This window comes from Mesocryomonas lacus, from assembly GCF_055730105.2.
Map to the genome: position 1 here is coordinate 389,341 of NZ_JBUZWF020000001.1, position 17,866 is coordinate 407,206.

11 protein-coding genes are annotated in these 17,866 nt (G+C 67.3%); 10 read left to right on the forward strand and 1 reads right to left on the reverse strand.

Annotation, left to right across the window (positions count from 1 at the left end):
• The first annotated feature begins 14 nt into the window (after nucleotides 1–14).
• Complete coding sequence (locus tag ACZLZQ_RS01690) at nucleotides 15–1,376, forward strand: NAD-dependent succinate-semialdehyde dehydrogenase (protein ID WP_472947834.1); 1,362 nt, start codon at nucleotides 15–17, stop codon at nucleotides 1,374–1,376.
• Nucleotides 1,377–1,473: 97 nt separating this feature from the next.
• Here the strand turns inward: ACZLZQ_RS01690 and ACZLZQ_RS01695 are convergent, their stop codons facing one another.
• Nucleotides 1,474–1,809, reverse strand: a complete 336-nt coding sequence (locus tag ACZLZQ_RS01695) for a hypothetical protein (RefSeq protein WP_472932277.1) — start codon at nucleotides 1,807–1,809, stop codon at nucleotides 1,474–1,476.
• Nucleotides 1,810–2,102: 293 nt separating this feature from the next.
• Between ACZLZQ_RS01695 and pgi the strand changes: the two genes are divergently transcribed.
• From pgi to ACZLZQ_RS01740, 9 genes are all read left to right on the forward strand, one after another.
• The gene (pgi, locus tag ACZLZQ_RS01700) at nucleotides 2,103–3,752 is read left to right on the forward strand and encodes a glucose-6-phosphate isomerase (protein ID WP_472947835.1); all 1,650 of its coding nucleotides are present in this window, start codon (nucleotides 2,103–2,105) and stop codon (nucleotides 3,750–3,752) included.
• Between the two features lies 1 nt (nucleotide 3,753).
• On the forward strand, nucleotides 3,754–6,276 hold the full coding sequence (locus ACZLZQ_RS01705) for a glycogen/starch/alpha-glucan phosphorylase (RefSeq protein ID WP_472947836.1): 2,523 nt from the start codon (nucleotides 3,754–3,756) through the stop codon (nucleotides 6,274–6,276).
• 319 nt (nucleotides 6,277–6,595) lie between these two features.
• The gene (gene glgC, locus ACZLZQ_RS01710; RefSeq protein ID WP_472932274.1) at nucleotides 6,596–7,864 is read left to right on the forward strand and encodes a glucose-1-phosphate adenylyltransferase; all 1,269 of its coding nucleotides are present in this window, start codon (nucleotides 6,596–6,598) and stop codon (nucleotides 7,862–7,864) included.
• The gene (glgA, locus tag ACZLZQ_RS01715; protein ID WP_472947837.1) at nucleotides 7,861–9,315 is read left to right on the forward strand and encodes a glycogen synthase GlgA; all 1,455 of its coding nucleotides are present in this window, start codon (nucleotides 7,861–7,863) and stop codon (nucleotides 9,313–9,315) included. Before glgC ends, glgA begins: the two co-directional genes overlap by 4 nt.
• Nucleotides 9,312–10,940, forward strand: coding sequence for an alpha-D-glucose phosphate-specific phosphoglucomutase (locus ACZLZQ_RS01720; protein ID WP_472947838.1), 1,629 nt, complete (start codon nucleotides 9,312–9,314; stop codon nucleotides 10,938–10,940). The genes glgA and ACZLZQ_RS01720 overlap by 4 nt, the downstream gene beginning before the upstream one ends.
• Before the next feature lie 26 nt (nucleotides 10,941–10,966).
• Nucleotides 10,967–13,036: a glycogen debranching protein GlgX gene (glgX, locus tag ACZLZQ_RS01725; RefSeq protein WP_472947840.1), complete on the forward strand. Its 2,070-nt coding sequence runs from the start codon at nucleotides 10,967–10,969 to the stop codon at nucleotides 13,034–13,036.
• Between the two features lie 117 nt (nucleotides 13,037–13,153).
• The gene (gene mutL, locus ACZLZQ_RS01730; protein ID WP_472947842.1) at nucleotides 13,154–15,007 is read left to right on the forward strand and encodes a DNA mismatch repair endonuclease MutL; all 1,854 of its coding nucleotides are present in this window, start codon (nucleotides 13,154–13,156) and stop codon (nucleotides 15,005–15,007) included.
• 232 nt (nucleotides 15,008–15,239) lie between these two features.
• Nucleotides 15,240–15,698 (forward strand): (2Fe-2S)-binding protein, encoded by a 459-nt coding sequence (locus ACZLZQ_RS01735; RefSeq protein ID WP_472932269.1) that lies wholly within the window; start codon nucleotides 15,240–15,242, stop codon nucleotides 15,696–15,698.
• A gap of 3 nt (nucleotides 15,699–15,701) precedes the next feature.
• Complete coding sequence (locus tag ACZLZQ_RS01740) at nucleotides 15,702–17,858, forward strand: xanthine dehydrogenase family protein molybdopterin-binding subunit (RefSeq protein ID WP_472947843.1); 2,157 nt, start codon at nucleotides 15,702–15,704, stop codon at nucleotides 17,856–17,858.
• Nucleotides 17,859–17,866 lie beyond the last annotated feature (8 nt).

Sequence of the window (17,866 nt, forward strand, 5' to 3'; positions counted from 1 at the left end):
AGGAAGCTTCAGCCATGGCCCGCAGCATCAACCCCGCCACCGGCGAGACGATCGCCGACTACGCCGAGCACACGCCGGAGCAGATCGAGGCAGCGCTCGCAAAGGCCGAGCACGGCTTTCGCGACTGGCGTCAGACGCGCTTTGCCGAGCGCACCGCTCTCCTCCTGCGGGTCGCCGACATCCTCGACGAGCGCCGCGACCGTCTGGCGGAAACCGCCGTCGCCGAGATGGGCAAGCGCCTCGCCGAGGCGAAGGCCGAGATCGAGAAATGCGCCGCCGGCTGCCGCTTCTACGCCGAAAACGCGCCTAGCTTCCTCGCCGACAGCGTGCGCGAGGGTCCGGCGGGCAAGAACTTCGTTGCCTACCGCCCGCTCGGCCCGGTGCTCGCCATCATGCCGTGGAATTTCCCGTTCTGGCAGGTTTTCCGCTTTGCCGCCCCCGCCGTCATGGCCGGCAATGTCGGCCTCCTGAAGCACGCCTCCAACGTCACGCACTCGGCGCTCGAGATCGAGAAGATCTTCACCGATGCCGGCGCGCCCGCGGGCGTGTTCCAGACGCTGGTCGTCGCCGGCTCCAAGGTGGAATCGATCGTCACCGATCCCCGCATCAAGGCGGCGACGCTGACCGGCAGCGAGCCGGCCGGCCGTGCCGTCGCCGCACAGTGCGGCGCGCATTTGAAGAAGACCGTTCTTGAACTCGGCGGCGCCGATCCGTTCATCGTCATGCCCTCGGCCGATCTTGCCAAGGCGACCGAGGTCGGCGTGCGCGCCCGCATGCAGAACAATGGCCAGAGCTGCATCGCCGCCAAGCGCTTTATCGTCCATGCCGACGTCTACGACGACTATCTCGAGCGCTACCGCGCAAAGGTTGACGCCATGGTGGTGGGCGACCCGATGGACGCCGGCACGGACATGGGGCCGCTCGCCACCGCCAAGATCCGCGACGAGATCGCCGGACAGGTGGAAAAGAGCCTGTCGATGGGCGCCAGACGCGTCTCCGGCTGCGCCGCCGTCGACCGTCCCGGCTATTTCTACCAGCCCTCGATCATCGCCGACGTGCCGGAGAACGCCCCGGCCTACCGCGAGGAACTGTTCGGTCCCGTTGCCATCTTCTTCAAGGTGACCTCGATCGATGAGGCGATCGCGCTCGCCAACGACAGCGATTTCGGCCTGTCGAGCTCGGCCTGGACAGAGGAGCCGGCTGAGCAGGAGCGTTTTGCCCGCGAGCTGGAGGCCGGCGGCACCTACATCAACCGGATGACCGCCTCCGACCAGCGCCTCCCCTTCGGCGGCATCAAGAACTCCGGCTATGGCCGGGAGCTCTCGCACGAGGGCATCCACGAGTTCGTCAACGTCAAGACCGTTACCATCGACTGACGCGCGGTCGCGACCACCACCAGCCGACGCGAAAAAGGCGCCCCTCTCGCGAAGGGCGCCTTTTTCTAAAACCGGTCCGTTCGGCCGTTCAGGCGGTTCAGGACTTGTAGACCACGACCTTGCCGCCGGGCTGCACCGACAGGTTGCCGATATCCTCGATCTTCACGCCCTCGGATGCCAGCTTTTCGGCAAGCCCCGGATTGGCATCGATCGTCCGCTGGATGGCGGCGGGATCGGTGTTGCGGTTCATGCTGGAGTCGGTGTTGTCGGTCCCGGTGGCGACGTCTAGATTGGTCTTGATCTCGATGGTGTAGTCGCTGGCCGCGGGCGTCGACATGCCCTGCATGCCCGTGGCGGGCGTGGCTTCCTGAGCAAAGGCCAGCGAGGGCAGGATCATCGCGGCGACGGCACTAGCGATCACGAACTTCTTCATCTTCATTCTCCTGAGGGCCCCGGACCTTCATCGGCATGAACCGACAAAGGCATTCTGGAAACAGCTTCTGCGAGGCAAGATATTCAAGGAATCGCAGCTGGCGTTCGCCGTTCCTGATCTCGCCATCAATCCCTGTCACGTGCCTGTGAGGGTTAGGCGTCAAAACCTTCTTGCTGCAGTGCGACAGGAAATAATGGCCTCTCCCCTCGATCATTGCCCGGTATGGCCCTATCCTGCGGCAGACGGCATCCGGCGCCGAGACCGCCACCCGCAACCGACCATGGAACGTTGACGTGAACGCACAGACTGCCGCCACTCCCAGCCCGGCCATCATGGCCCTCATCGAGCGCGGCGAGCGTGCCAAGTCCGAAGGCATTGCCGCTCGCTTCACGGCCGATCCAAAACGCTTCGACACCTTGTCCGCCCGGCTCGACGATCTCCTGCTCGATGTCTCGAAGACCGCGCTCGGTGCCGACGACCTCTTAGCGCTCTTCGCCTTTGCCCGCGAGATGGAGCTCGAGGCCAAGCGTGACGCCATGTTCGCCGGAGCGCCGATCAATGCGACGGAAGGACGCTCGGTGCTGCATGTCGCCTTGCGTGGTCAGCCGTCGGACGGCTTTGCCGCCGCCGGCGAGCCGGTCGGTGCCGACGTCGAGGCGGTGCTGGCGGCGATGACAGCCTTTTCTGACGGCATCCGCGCCGGCACGACCCGTGGCGCGACCGGCAAGCCGTTCACCGACGTCGTCAACATCGGCATTGGCGGGTCGGACCTCGGGCCGGCGATGGCGACACTCGCGCTCTCCCCCTTCCACGACGGGCCACGGGCGCATTTCGTCTCGAACGTCGACGGCGCCCATATCGCCGACACGCTGAAGGGGCTCGATCCCGCGACGACGCTCTTCATCGTCGCGTCGAAGACTTTCACCACTACCGAGACCATGACCAATGCCGCCACCGCGCGCGCCTTCGTGGCGACGGCGCTCGGCGAGGACGCGGTCTCGGCGCATTTCTGCGCCGTCTCGACCGCCCTCGACAAGGTCGCGGCCTTCGGCATCGACTCGACGCGCGTTTTCGGCTTTTGGGACTGGGTCGGCGGGCGCTACTCGCTCTGGTCGGCGATCGGCCTGCCGATCATGCTCGCCATCGGCCCCGAAAACTTCCGCCGTTTCCTCGAAGGCGCGCGCAGCCTCGACGTCCACTTCCGGACCGCGCCGCTGGAGGCGAACCTGCCGGTGCTGCTCGGCCTCGTCGGCTGGTGGCACCGGGTCGCACAGAACTATCCGGCGCGCGCGATCCTGCCCTACGACCAGCGGCTGGCGCGTTTTCCCGCCTATCTCCAGCAGCTGGACATGGAGTCCAACGGCAAGCATGTCGGCCTCGACGGCCGCCGCACGCCGACGGTCACCGGCCCGCTCGTCTGGGGCGAGCCCGGCACCAACGGCCAGCATGCCTTCTACCAGCTGATCCACCAAGGCACCGGGGCGATCCCGGCCGAGTTCATCGTTGCCGCCAACAGCCACGAGCCGGGCCTCAAGCAGCATCACGACCTGCTGCTCGCCAACTGCCTGGCGCAGAGCGAGGCGCTGATGCGCGGCCGGACGCTCGAGGAGGCGCGCCAACAGATGCTGGACAAGGGAGCGCCGGCGGCGGAGGCCGAACGCATCGCGCCGCACCGCGAGTTCTCCGGCGACCGCCCGTCGATCACCATCCTCCACGCCCGTCTTAATCCGTTCACGCTCGGGCGCCTGATCGCGCTTTACGAGCACCGGGTCTTCGTCGAGGCCCAGCTGTTCGGCATCAACGCCTTCGACCAGTGGGGCGTCGAGCTCGGCAAGGAGCTTGCCACCGGCCTTCTGCCGGTCGTCACCGGGGACGCCGACGCCTCCGGGCGCGACGGCTCCACCAGAGGTCTCGTCACCGCCATCCGCGACATGAGGAACTGACATGAGCTCCGCACTTGAAGAAGCCCAGGCAGAAGCCATCCAGGCCGAAGAGTCGCCGACCGTCCTCGCCAAGGCCGAGCCGCGGCTGAACGACCGGGATACCCTCGCCTCCGAGATCCTGGAGAAGCTGACCTATTCGATCGGCAAGTATCCCGCCTCCGCCCGCCGGCACGACTGGCTGGAAGCGACGACGCTCGCCGTTCGCGACCGGATCATCGATCACTGGCTGGCCTCCCGCCAGCACATCTACGAGAGCGGTGAGAAGCGCGTCTGCTACCTCTCGATGGAATTCCTGATTGGCCGCCTGCTGCGCGACGCGATCAGCAATCTCGGCCTGACCGAGGCCGTCACCGAGGCGCTGGCAGAATTCGACGTCAGCCTCGACATGATCGAGCTGCTGGAGCCCGATGCCGCGCTCGGCAATGGCGGTCTCGGCCGCCTCGCCGCTTGCTTCATGGAATCCATGGCCTCGACCGGCGTCCCCGCCTTCGGCTACGGCATCCGCTACGTCCACGGCTTCTTCCGCCAGGAAGTCGTCGATGGCGAGCAGGTCGAGCTGCCGGAGAACTGGCTCGCGCACGGCAATCCCTGGGAGTTCGAGCGCCGCGAGAGCTCCTACGAGATCGGCTTCGGCGGCAAGGTCTCGTCGATCGACGAGCCCGGCAAGCCGCCGCGGCAGATCTGGCGCCCCGCCGAGCGCGTGCTGGCGGTCGCCTACGACACGCCGATCGTCGGCTGGCGCGGCGAGCACGTCAACACGCTGAGGCTCTGGAGCGCGCAGTCGCTCGACCCGATCCTGCTGGATGCCTTCAACTCCGGCGACCACATCGGCGCGCTGCGCGAGGCCAACAAGGCCGAGGCAATCACCCGCGTTCTCTACCCCGCCGACTCGCACCAGGCCGGCCAGGAACTGCGGCTGCGGCAGGAGTTCTTCTTCTCGTCCGCCTCGCTGCAGGATATCATCCGCGAGCACCTTCGTACCAATCCGAACCTGTCCAACCTCAATGAGCAGGTGGCGATCCAGCTGAACGACACGCACCCGGCGGTCTCGGTCGCCGAGCTGATGCGGCTGTTGATCGACGTGCACGGCTTCGCCTGGGACGATGCCTGGGGCATCACCCAGAAGACCTTCTCCTACACCAACCACACGCTCCTGCCCGAAGCGCTCGAAACCTGGCCGATCAACCTCTTCGAGCGGCTGCTGCCGCGGCAGATGCAGATCATCTACGCCATCAACGCGCAGATGATCCGCGAGGCCGCCAGGCTCGGCTTCGACGGCGCCAAGATCACCGCCATGTCGCTGATCGACGAGAACAACGGCCGCCGCGTGCGGATGGGCCAGCTCGCCTTCGCCGGATCGCACACGATCAACGGCGTCTCGGCGCTGCACACCGAGCTGATGAAGGAGACCGTGTTCCATTCGCTGCATGAGCTCTATCCGCAGCGGATCCAGAACAAGACCAATGGCGTCACCCCGCGCCGCTGGCTGATGCAGTGCAATCCGGGCCTGACCAATCTCATCACCGATGCGATCGGCCCGGCCTTCCTCGACGACATCGACAAGATTGCCGATCTCGACAAGCTCGCCACCGATTCCAGCTTCCGCGAGCGCTTCATGGCGGTGAAGCGGCAGAACAAGGAGCGGCTCGCCAAGGTCATCGAGGACCGGCTGGCGATCTCGGTCGACCCGACGGCGATGTTCGACATCCAGGTCAAGCGCATCCACGAGTACAAGCGCCAGTTCCTCAACATCATCGAGGCGATCGCGCTCTACGACCAGATCCGCTCGCATCCCGAGCTGAACTGGCAGCCGCGGGTGAAGATCTTCGCCGGCAAGGCGGCGCCAAGCTATGCGCAGGCCAAGGAGATCATCCACCTCATCAACGACGTCGCCCGCGTCGTGAACTCCGATCCGTCCGTGCAGAATCTCCTGAAGGTCGTGTTCATCCCGAACTACAATGTGAGCCTTGCCGAGATCATCATGCCGGCGGCCGATCTGTCCGAGCAGATCTCGACTGCCGGCCTCGAGGCTTCCGGCACCGGCAACATGAAGTTCGCGCTGAACGGGGCCCTCACCATCGGCACGCTCGACGGCGCCAATGTCGAGATGCTCGAGCACCTTGGCGAGGAGAACATCTTCATCTTCGGCCTCACCGCCTCCGAGGTCGCCCAGCGCCGGCGCGACGCGCACAGCGGCCGCTCGACCATCGAGAACTCGCGGCTCTTGCGCGGGGCGATGGAATCGATCGTCAAGGGTGTGTTCTCGCCAGAGGGACAGGAGAGCTATGCGAGCCTTGTCTCCAACATCTACAACAACGACTGGTGGATGATCGCCGCCGACTTCGAAGCCTACTGGAACACTCAGCGCCAGCTCGACACCACCTGGCAGGACGGCGCCTCCTGGGGCGAGAAGGCGGTGCGCAACACCGCGCGCATGTCCTGGTTCTCGTCGGACCGCTCGATCCGCGAATACGCCAAGGACATCTGGCACGCGGGACCCGGCACCGAGCCCCGGCGTTCGTAAACTCTCCTTCACCGCTGCCACCTAGACCGTCTCCTGAGGGTCTAGGTTTTCCGCCGGCCCGCAAAGCCGCGCGGCGGCTCCTAGGCCATGCTCGGCATACGGCGTGGCAAGGCTTCCGTCAGACCGGGAATAGTGGAAAAAGCCCCTTGCGGCGTGCCCTTGGCTTGTAGAAGCATGGCGGCACGGCGCTATCTCTAACGACTGTCCGCAGCCATACCGGCAAGGACGAAGACAACAGACGCGACGACAACAAGCGCTCCGGAAGGGCGGCGGCCTGGGAGGGTCGCGCACCTCCGATGGCATACTGGGAGGATGAACGATGACCGACCGCAAGCGCCATGCGCCGATCTCACGCGATACGATGGCCTATGTCCTCGCTGGCGGCCGCGGCAGCCGGCTGATGGAAATGACCGACAACCGGGCAAAGCCCGCGGTCTATTTCGGCGGCAAGACCCGCATCATCGACTTCGCGCTCTCGAACGCCATCAATTCCGGCATCAGGCGCATCGGCGTCGCTACGCAGTACAAGGCTCACAGCCTGATCCGCCACCTGCAGCGCGGCTGGAACTTCTTGCGGCCCGAGCGCAACGAGAGCTTCGACGTGCTGCCGGCCAGCCAGCGCGTGTCGGAGGACCAGTGGTATGCCGGCACCGCCGACGCGGTGTACCAGAACATCGACATCATCGAGGACTACGCGCCGCAGTACATCGTCATCCTGGCGGGCGACCACGTCTACAAGATGGACTACGAGATCATGCTGCAGCAGCATGTCGACAGTGGCGCCGACGTCACCGTCGGCTGCCTCGAGGTCCCGCGCATGGAGGCGGTCGGCTTCGGCGTCATGCATGTCGACGACACCGGCCGCATCACCGCCTTCGTCGAGAAGCCGATCGACCCGCCAGCGATCCCCGGCCGGCCGGACACGGCGCTGGCGTCGATGGGCATCTACGTCTTCGACACCAAGTTCCTGATGGACCAGTTGCGCCGTGACGCGGCTGACCCGAAGTCGAGCCGCGACTTCGGCAAGGACATCATCCCGCACATCGTCAAGCACGGCACGGCGCAGGCGCATTCCTTCAACCGCTCCGTCGTGCGGTCGGAGAACGAGTACGATGCCTACTGGCGCGACGTCGGCACGGTCGATGCCTACTGGCAGGCGAACATCGACCTTACCGACGTCGTCCCGCCGCTCGACATCTACGACCGCAACTGGCCGATCTGGACCTATTCCGAGATCACCCCGCCGGCGAAGTTCGTGCATGACGAGGACGGCCGCCGCGGCCAGGCGATCTCCTCGCTGGTCTCGGGCGACTGCATCATCTCCGGCGGCTCGCTGATGCGCTCGCTGCTGTTCACCGGCGTGCGCCAGCGTTCCTATTCGAGCCTCGACCATGCCGTCGTGCTGCCGCACGCGACCATCGGCCGGAGCGCGCGCATCACGCGGGCGGTGATCGACCGCGGCGTCGCGATCCCGGACGGGCTCGTCATCGGCGAGGATCCCGAGCTCGACGCCCAGCGCTTCCGCCGCACCGAGAACGGCATCTGCCTCGTCACCAAGTCGATGATCGACCGGCTCAACTACCGATGAGCCTCAGCGTTCTCTCCGTCGCCTCGGAGGTCTTCCCCTTCATCAAGACGGGCGGGCTCGCCGACGTCGCCGGCGCTCTGCCGCTGGCGCTCGGCGCGCTCGGCATCGGGGTTCGCACCTTGATGCCGGCCTATCCCGACGTGGTGCGGGCGGTCGGGCCGACGGAGAGCGTTCTCGTCATCCCCGAACTGTTCGGCGGGTCGGCGCGGATTCTTGCGGCCAAGGCCGAGGGGCTGGACCTTCTGCTCCTCGACGCGCCGCACCTCTACGACCGCGCGGGTGGCCCCTATATCGGCAATGACGGGCACGAGCATGCCGACAACTGGGCCCGCTTTGCCGCGCTCGGCAAGGCGGGCGCCTTGGTCGGCGAAGGCGCGATCGACGGCTACGCCCCGGACATCCTGCATGCCCACGACTGGCAAGCTGCGCTGGCGCCGGTGTACCTCGCTTTCGGCCGCGGCCAGCGTCGCCCGAAGACCGTCGTCACCGTTCACAACCTGGCCTTCCAGGGCAGCTACCCGCTCGAGATCTTCCCCAAGCTCGGTCTGCCGGCCTCCGCCTGGTCGCTGGAAGGCGTCGAGTACTATGGCAGCGTCGGCTTCCTGAAAGGCGGCTTGCATGCCGCCGACGCCGTTACCACGGTCAGCCCGACCTATGCCGAGGAGATCCTCACCGCCGAGGGCGGCATGGGACTCGACGGCCTGTTGCGCGGCCGCGGCGACCGGCTGATCGGGATCGTCAACGGCATCGATACCGACACCTGGAACCCCGCGACCGACAGCAACATCGCCAAGACCTACAGTCTGCGCGCCCTCAAGGCCCGCGCCCAGAACAAGCGCGCACTGGAGACCGAGTTCGGCTTCGCGCACGAGGCCGGCCCGATCTACGCCGTGGTCAGCCGCCTCACCTGGCAGAAGGGCATGGACGTGCTCGTGGCGCTCTGCGACGACATCGTCGCCAGCGGCGCACGGCTGGCGATCGTCGGCTCGGGCGACCGGCTGATCGAGGGGGCCTTCCACGCGGCGCACGCTCGCCATCCCGGCCGCATCGGCGTGCGCATCGGCTACAGCGAGACGCTGTCGCACAAGGTCCAGGCCGGCGCCGACGCGCTGCTGATCCCCTCGCGCTTTGAGCCTTGCGGCCTGACCCAGCTCTATGCGTTGCGCTATGGCTGCATCCCGATCGTCGCCCGCGTCGGCGGCCTTGCCGACACGGTGATCGACAGCAATTTCGCGGCGATTACGGCGGCGGTCGCCACCGGGCTCATCTTCTCGCCCGTCGACCGCGACACGCTGCTCGACGCGGTGCACAAGGCCAACCGGCTTTACGCCGATCCCCCCCTCTGGCAAGCCATGCAGAAGCGCGGCATGGCCACCGATGTCGGCTGGACGGCCAGCGCCGCCCGTTACGCCGAACTCTACCGGTCCCTGACGAAAGAGCAGACGCCATGATCGAGACGATCGCCACCCGGCCCTTCGACGACCAGAAGCCCGGCACTTCGGGCCTGCGCAAGAAGGTCCCGCATTTCCAGCAGAAGCACTATGCCGAGAACTTCATCCAGTCGATCTTCGACGTCGCCGAGCGCCAGCCCGGCGCGACGCTGGTGATCGGCGGCGACGGCCGCTTCTTCAACCGCGAGGTGGTGCAGACCGCGATCCGCATGGCCGCCGCCAACGGCTTCGGCCGCGTCGTCGTCGGCAAGGACGGCATCCTCTCGACGCCCGCCGCCTCCAACATGATCCGCCAGCGCAAGGCCGCCGGCGGCATCATCCTGTCGGCCAGCCACAATCCCGGCGGCCCGAACGGCGACTTCGGCATCAAGTACAACATCGCCAATGGCGGCCCGGCCCCCGAGGCGATCACCGAGGCGACCTTCACCCGGTCGAAGGAGATCGCCGCGTACAAGATGTCCGACGCGCCCTCCCCGGACCTCTCCGTTCTCGGCGAGACGACGATCGAGGACATGGTGGTCGAGGTGGTCGACCCCGTCGCCGACTACGCCGCCCTCATGCAGACGCTGTTCGATTTCGGCGCGATCCGTGCGCTGATCGCCGGCGGCTTCCGCATCAAGTTCGACGCCATGCATGCCGTCACCGGCCCCTATGCCACGGCGATCCTCGAAGGCCTGCTCGGCGCCCCCGCGGGCACCGTGATGAACGGCGTGCCGCTGGAGGATTTCGGCGGCGGCCATCCCGATCCCAACGCCGTCCACGCGCACGAGCTGATCGAGCTCCTGATGGCGCCGGATGGCCCGGACTTCGGTGCGGCCTCCGACGGCGACGGCGACCGCAACCTGATCGTCGGGCGCGGCGTCGTGGTGACGCCGTCCGATTCACTCGCGGTGCTTGCCGCCAACGCGCATCTGGCGCCGGGCTACGCCCGGGGCATCGTCGGCATCGCCCGCTCGATGCCGACCAGCCAGGCCGCCGACCGCGTGGCCGCCAAACGCGGCGTTCCGATCTTCGAGACGCCGACCGGCTGGAAGTTCTTCGGCAACCTCCTCGACGCCGGCAAGGTGACCATCTGTGGCGAGGAGAGCGCTGGCACCGGCTCCGACCATGTGCGCGAGAAGGACGGGCTTTGGGCAGTGCTGCTCTGGCTGAACATCCTGGCCGTCCGCAAGGAGAGCGTCGCGGACATCCTCTCCAGCCACTGGGCGGAATTCGGCCGCACCTACTACCAGCGGCACGACTACGAAGAGATCGATAGCAAGGCCGCGGCCGGGCTGATGGGATCGCTGCGCGACCGCCTGGCCTCGATGTCGGGCCAGCGTTTCGGGACCTTGGTGGTGTCGGAAGCCGACGACTTCTCCTATAAGGATCCGATCGACGGCTCGATCTCCACCGGCCAGGGCGTGCGGATCCTCTTCTCGGGCGGCGCCCGGATCGTGTACCGCCTGTCGGGCACGGGCACCCAAGGCGCCACGCTGCGCGTCTACATCGAGGCCTACCAGCCGGATGCGTCCAAGCATGATGCTGCACCGCAAACCGTGCTGCGGGAACTCATCGAGACCGCTGATGTTATCGGCGAGATCACCAAACGTACCAAGCGCACGGCGCCTGACGTGATTACCTGATCTTTTCTCCTTCTCGCGGGACCTCCATGTCGAACACCATCACGACCGAACGTGGCAAGCCGGCTGAGCTGGGCGCCACGGTCGACGCCGACGGCGTCCACTTCGCCGTCTACTCCGAGAATGCGGATGCCATCGAGGTCTGCCTCTTCGACGAGGCCGGCACACAGGAAACCGATCGCCTGACGCTTGAAGGCCTCGACGGCAAGGGTTTCCGCTACGGCTTCGTCCCGGGTCTTGCCGCCGGTGCACGCTACGGCCTGCGCGCCAAGGGGCCCTATGCGCCGAAGGAAGGCCACCGCTTCGACTATTCGAAGCTCCTGGTCGATCCCTACGCCATCCAGCTCGACCGGCCGTTCATCTACCAGCCGGGCCTCACCGCACCGCCGGAGCGCGAGCTCGACAGTGCCGCCTTCATCCCGCGCGCCGTCGTCATCGATCCCTTGCGCGACGCGACGACGCTGCCGTTCAAGGCCCCGGGCTTTACCTATGAGCTGTCGGTGCGCGCCTTTTCTCAGCGCAACCCCGATATCTCCAGCGAACTGCGCGGCACCGTCGCCGCGCTTGCCGAGCCGCACTTCCTCGACCACCTCGAGCGCATCGGCGTCGACACCGTCGAGTTCATGCCCCTCGCCGCCTGGATCGACGAAGGGCATCTGATGCTCAACAACCTCACCAATGCGTGGGGCTACAACCCGATCACCCATATGGCGCCCGATCCGCGCCTGTCGCCAGGCGGCCTGGCCGAAGTGCGCCGCGCGGTCGAGGCAATGCACGAGCGCGGCATCCGCGTGCTCCTCGATGTCGTCTTCAACCATTCCGGCGAAGGCTCGGAAGTCGGCCCGACCATCTGCTATCGCGGCCTCGATAACCTCCTCTACTACCGCCACCCCGAGGGCCAGCCGGAGTTCAACCTCAACGACACCGGCACCGGCAACACCTTCGCGACGCACAAGCCGCCGGTGGCGAAGATGTTCGTCGACGTCCTCCGCACCTGGGTCCAGACCACGGGCATCGACGGCTTCCGCTACGATCTCGGCACCGTGCTCGGCCGCTTGCCGGACGGCTTCAGCCACGACGCACCGTTCTTCAAGATGGTCGCCGAGGATGAGGTCCTGAAGGACCGCATCCACGTCGCCGAGCCTTGGGACGTCGGCCCCGGCGGCTACCAGGTCGGCAACTTTCCGAAGCCGTGGTTCGAGTGGCAGGACAAGTTCCGCGACGACATCCGCAAGTTCTGGAAGGGCGAGGACGGCATGCTAGGCGCGCTGGCAACCCGCCTCTCCGGCTCGGCCGACCTCTACAACCATGACGGCCGCACGCCCTCGGTCGGCGTCAATTTCCTCGCCGCCCATGACGGCTTCACCCTCGCCGACATCGCGATGTACGAGGACAAGCACAACGAGGCGAACGGCGAGGACAACCGCGACGGCCACAACGCCAACCATTCCTGGAACAACGGCGTCGAGGGACTGACCGACAATCCCGACGTGATCCAGGCGCGCGGCCGCGACATCCGGGCGATGCTCGCAACGCTGATGGTTTCGCGCGGCAATCCGATGATCGTCGCCGGCGACGAGTTCGGCCGCACCCAGGGCGGCAACAACAACGGCTATGCCCAGGACAACGAGATCACCTGGCTCGACTGGGAGAATGCCGACGAGCTGCTGATGGACTTCACCGCCAAGCTCGCGCATCTGCGCCGGGCCCATCCGGCCCTCAACGCCGATGCGTTCCTGACGGGCGACACAGTGCGCGGCGGCGACATGCCGGACGTGCAGTGGCTGCGCGAGGACGGCAACGAACTGTCGCCGGAGGAGTGGAACGACGGCTCGCGCCGCTTCCTCGGCATGAGCGTCTATGCGCCGCGCGAAGAGGGCGACGAGTTCGACAGCGAGCGCGCCGTCATCTACATCAACGGCAGCCACGACGACGCGAACGTCCGCTTGCCCGAGCCGCGCGCCGGCTCGCATTTCCAGCTCTACATCCAGTCCGACTGGCCGGATCTGGAGCCACGCAAGGTCGACCACACCGAAGAGATCGTCGTGAAGGGCCGCTCGGTCTTCATCATGCTCGAGGAAAAGGGCACGCCGGCCTGATGAGCCAGCCCGCCTTGCCGTGACCGCGCCGGTTTGATCCGGTCAGGTCGAAGGCCTATCAACGCATCACCCGCCCGGTCTCCGGGCGGGTGATTCTGTTTTAACGGACACCGCACCATGCCGATCCGCCAGCTCTCGGAGACCGTCATCGACCAGATCGCCGCCGGCGAGGTGGTCGAGCGGCCGGCGAGCGTCGTCAAGGAACTGGTCGAGAACGCGCTCGACGCCGGTGCGACGCGGATCGAGATCGTCACCGCCGGCGGCGGCAAGGGCCTTCTCCGGATCACCGACGACGGCTGCGGCATTCCGGTCGGCGAACTTCCGCTGGCCGTGCGGCGCCACTGCACGTCGAAGCTCGTCGACGATCTCCACCTCATCCAGACGCTTGGCTTTCGGGGCGAGGCGCTGCCCTCGATCGGCTCGGTCGCGCGGCTGTCGCTGCGCTCGCGCCGGGACGGCGCCGACGGGGCGCACGAGATCGCCGTCGACGGCGGCAAGGTCGAGGGCCCCCGCCCCGCGGCGCTGTCGCGCGGCACCGTCGTCGAGGTGCGCGACCTCTTCCACGCCGTGCCGGCCCGGCTGAAGTTCCTGAAGAGCGAGCGGGCCGAGGCGGCGGCGGTCACCGACGTCATCCGGCGCATCGCCATCGCCTTTCCCGCGGTGCGCTTTGCGCTCGCCGGCAGCGACCGCAGCGAGCTGGTCTTCGAGCGCGCGACGCCGATCGGGCGCATCTCGTCGGTCGTCGGCAAGGATTTCGCCGAAAACAGCCTGCCCATCGAGGCGGGCCGCGAGAACGCAAGGCTCACCGGCTTTGCCGGCATCCCCGCCTACAGCCGCGGCAATGCGCAGTTCCAGTATGTCTACGTCAATGGTCGCCCGGTCCGCGACAAGATGCTGCTCTCGGCCCTGCGCGGCGCCTATGCCGACGTCATGCCGCGCGACCGCCACCCGATCGCCGTGCTATTCCTCGAGATCGACCCAGCCTTCGTCGACGTCAACGTCCACCCGGCGAAGGCCGACGTCCGCTTCCGCGATCCCGGCATGGTCCGCGGCCTCGTCATCGGCGCCATCCGGCAGGCGCTGGCAGCGGCCGGCATGCGGGCCTCGACCGAGAGCGCCAGCGGGATGCTGTCGAGCTTCCGGCCGGGCGGCGCGGCGCCGGCCATGACGGCCGCGGCCTGGGGCGGCGCGAACCAAGGCGGCTTCTCCCAAGGCACGCAGACGGCGTATGATCCTCGCCAGTCGCCGTTCCGCCCGCTCGCCGACAGCCCGGCAGCGCCGCCATCGCTAGAGATCCTCGCCGGCATCGCCAGCGGCTTCGAAGGGCTGGCGCCCTATGCTCGCCCTGCCGTGCCCCGCAGCGCGGATGACGGCGACGATCTCGCCCGCAGCTACCCGCTCGGCGCGGCGCGGGCGCAGCTGCACGATGCCTTCATCGTCGCCGAGACCGGGGACAGCCTCGTCATCGTCGACCAGCACGCGGCGCACGAGCGCTTGGTCTACGAGGCGCTGAAGACGGCGATCCACGAGAAGCCGCTCGCCGCCCAGCACCTCCTCTTGCCGGAGATCGTCGATCTGCCGGAGGAGGACGCCGACCGCCTCTCGGAGCATGCCCCGGCCTTCGAGCGCTTCGGCCTCTTCCTCGAGCGCTTCGGGCCGGGCGCCGTCGCGGTGCGCGCGACGCCCTCGATGCTCGGCCAGGTCGATACCGCCCGGCTGGTGCAGGACCTGGCAGACGAACTCGCCGACTGCGACAGCGCCGAGAGCTTGCTGCGGCGGATCGACCATGTCGCCGCGACCATGGCCTGCCATGGCTCGGTCCGGGCCGGGCGCACGCTGCGGCCGGCTGAGATGAACGCGCTCCTGCGCCAGATGGAGGCGACGCCGGGCTCCGGCACCTGCAACCACGGCCGGCCGACCTTTATCGAGCTGAAGCTTGCGGATATAGAACGCCTCTTCGGTCGGCGCTGACCGCTTCCGACGGGCTGACGTCATCGCCGGCGCCGGCGCCGCCGAACTTTATTTTCAGCGGCGAAATGTAAGCGCCACAGGGCATTTAGGCTACCGGACGGTACGTTTCCGCCCTAAGGGCCGCGCCGGGCAGTAGACGCTTTTCCCCCTGCAGATTAGAATTGCCCCAAATTAGACGCCGGCAGCCTGCGGCCCGACCCCGTGGCGCCGGGACCTCCGAGGGAGCGGCACCTTGATCACCTTCACCCTGAACGGCCAGGAAAAGACCTTCGACGGCGACCCCGAGACCCCGCTCCTGTGGGTGATCCGCGACGTCGAGAAGCTCACCGGCACCAAATACGGCTGCGGCGTTGCCCAATGCGGCGCCTGCACGGTGCATCTCGACGGCATGACGCGCCGCTCCTGCATCACCCCGATCTCCACCGTCGACGGCTCCGAGGTGATCACCATCGAGGGCGTCGAGGGCGCCGAGGCCGAGGCGGTGCACGCCGCCTGGGTGGCGATCGACGTGCCGCAGTGCGGCTACTGCCAGTCCGGCCAGATCATGTCCGCCGTCTCGCTGCTGCAGACCGTGCCGAAGCCGACGGATGCCGACATCGACGGCGCCATGGCCGGCAACATCTGCCGCTGCGCCACCTATCAACGCATCCGCCAGGCGATCCACAACGCCGCCGGCACGCTGGAGGGCTGAGCGATGACCATCCACACCACCACCCGCCGCAGCTTCCTCGTCGGCAGCGGCCTCGTCATCGGCCTGGCTCTCGCGCCCAAGGGCTTTGCCCGCGGCATGACCGCGAACGGCGTCGAAGCCGGCGGCGGGGCTGAACTCCGCGAGCTCAACGCCTTCGTCAAGATCGCCGCCGACGACACGGTGACGATCCTGTCGAAGCACATCGAGTTCGGCCAGGGCCCGTTCACCGGCCTTGCCACCATCGTCGCCGAGGAGCTCGACGCCGACTGGAGCCAGATGCGCGCGGTCCACGCCCCGGCCGACGACAAGATCTACGCGAACCTTGCCTTCGGCCTGCAAGGCACCGGCGGCTCGACGGCGATCTTCAATTCCTACGACCAGCTGCGCAAGGCCGGCGCCACCGCCCGCGCCATGCTGGTCGCCGCTGCCGCCAAGGAGTGGGGCGTTCCCGCTGCCGAGATCACCGTCGCCAAGGGCCGCATCGCGCATGTCGCGTCGGGCAAGGAAAGCGGCTTCGGCGCTTTCGCCGAGAAGGCCACGGCCGAGACGCCACCGGCCGAGCCGAAACTGAAGGACCCGAAGGACTTCATCCTGATCGGCCAGTCGCTGCCGAAGCTCGACACCGAGGCGAAGTCGACCGGCAAGGCCATCTTCACGCTCGACGTCCTCGCCGACAACATGCTGGTCGCCGTCGTCGCCCATCCCGATCATTTCGGCGCGACGGTGAAGTCCTTCGATGCCGCCGCCGCGCTGAAGGTGCCGGGCGTCGTCGACGTAAAAGAGATTCCGCAGGGCGTCGCCGTCTACGGTGAGAACACCTTCGCCGCCCTGAAGGGCCGCGACGCGCTGGTGATCGAATGGGACCTCGCCAAGGCCGAGACCCGCTCGAGCCGAGAGATCACCGCTGACTACACCAAGCTCTTCACCGAGAAGGGTTTTGAGGCGACCAACAAGGGCGACGTTGAGAAGGCCTTCACGGCCGAGGGCGCGAAGACGCTGGAAGCCGATCTCGTCTTCCCCTTCCTCGCGCATGCGCCGATGGAGCCGCTCGACGCCGTCATCGTCAAAAACGCGGACGGCTCGATCGACTGCTACAACGGCGCGCAGTTCCCCGGCCAGGACCGGCAGGCACTTTCCCAGGTGCTCGGGATCGACGAGGCGAAGATCCGCGTCAACACCCAGCTCGGCGGCGGCAGCTTCGGCCGCCGTGCGCAGTTCGGCTCGCCCTACATGCGCGAGGCCGCCGAGGTGTTCAAGGCGTCGGGTGGCACGCGCCCGGTCAAGCACATGTGGACCCGCGAGGACGACATCCGCGGCGGCTACTACCGCCCGATGTACGCCCACCGCATGAAGGCTTCGGTGAGCCCCGCGGGCGAGATCACCGGCTGGCACCAGGTGATCGTCGGCCAGTCGATCATGGCCAAGGCGACGCTCGACCAGACCTCGGTCGAGGGCGCCTCCAACCTGCCCTATGCCATTCCGAGCCTGAAGGTGGAATCGCACAACACCACGCTGCCGGTGCCGGCGCTCTGGTGGCGCTCTGTCGGCCACACCCATACGGGCTTTGCCGTCGAGACCTTCGTCGACGAACTCCTGGAAAAGGCCGGCAAGGATCCCGTCGAGGGACGCCTTGCTTTGATCGATCCGAAGTCGCGGCATGTCGCGACCTTGAAGAAGGTCGCGGAGATGGCCGACTGGGGCGGCGCCCCGGTGCAGACGGGCCGCGAGCGCGGCGTCGCCGTGGTCGAAAGCTTCGGCACCTTCGTCGCGCAGATCGTCGAGGCCTCGATCGGCGAGGACAAGCTGCCGCGCGTCCACAAGGTCTGGGTCGCCGTCGACTGCGGCGTCGCGATCAACCCGAACGTCATCACCGCGCAGATGGAGGGCGGCGTCGGCTACGGCCTCGGTGCCGTCCTGTTCGACGCGGTGACGCTCGGGGACGGCGGACGCATCGTCCCGTCGAACTTCCACGACTACCGCTCGATCCGCATCAACGAGATGCCCGAGGTGATGGTCTCGATCATCCCCTCGACCGAGCCGCCCACCGGCGTCGGCGAGCCCGGCGTGCCCCCCGTCGGCCCCGCCGTCGCCAATGCCTGGCGCAAGCTGACCGGTTCGCCGGTGCGGCAGCTGCCGATCGTCAATGTCGTGGTGTCCTGAAGGTGCGT

Bases quoted from the DNA above. Each gene is read 5' to 3' on its own strand.
- ACZLZQ_RS01690 (WP_472947834.1), top strand. From the start codon at position 15: ATGGCCCGCAGCATCAACCCCGCCACCGGCGAGACGATCGCCGACTAC.
- ACZLZQ_RS01695 (WP_472932277.1), bottom strand. From the start codon at position 1,809: ATGAAGAAGTTCGTGATCGCTAGTGCCGTCGCCGCGATGATCCTGCCC.
- ACZLZQ_RS01705 (WP_472947836.1), top strand. From the start codon at position 3,754: ATGAGCTCCGCACTTGAAGAAGCCCAGGCAGAAGCCATCCAGGCCGAA.
- glgC (WP_472932274.1), top strand. From the start codon at position 6,596: ATGACCGACCGCAAGCGCCATGCGCCGATCTCACGCGATACGATGGCC.
- glgA (WP_472947837.1), top strand. From the start codon at position 7,861: ATGAGCCTCAGCGTTCTCTCCGTCGCCTCGGAGGTCTTCCCCTTCATC.
- ACZLZQ_RS01720 (WP_472947838.1), top strand. From the start codon at position 9,312: ATGATCGAGACGATCGCCACCCGGCCCTTCGACGACCAGAAGCCCGGC.
- glgX (WP_472947840.1), top strand. From the start codon at position 10,967: ATGTCGAACACCATCACGACCGAACGTGGCAAGCCGGCTGAGCTGGGC.
- mutL (WP_472947842.1), top strand. From the start codon at position 13,154: ATGCCGATCCGCCAGCTCTCGGAGACCGTCATCGACCAGATCGCCGCC.
- ACZLZQ_RS01740 (WP_472947843.1), top strand. From the start codon at position 15,702: ATGACCATCCACACCACCACCCGCCGCAGCTTCCTCGTCGGCAGCGGC.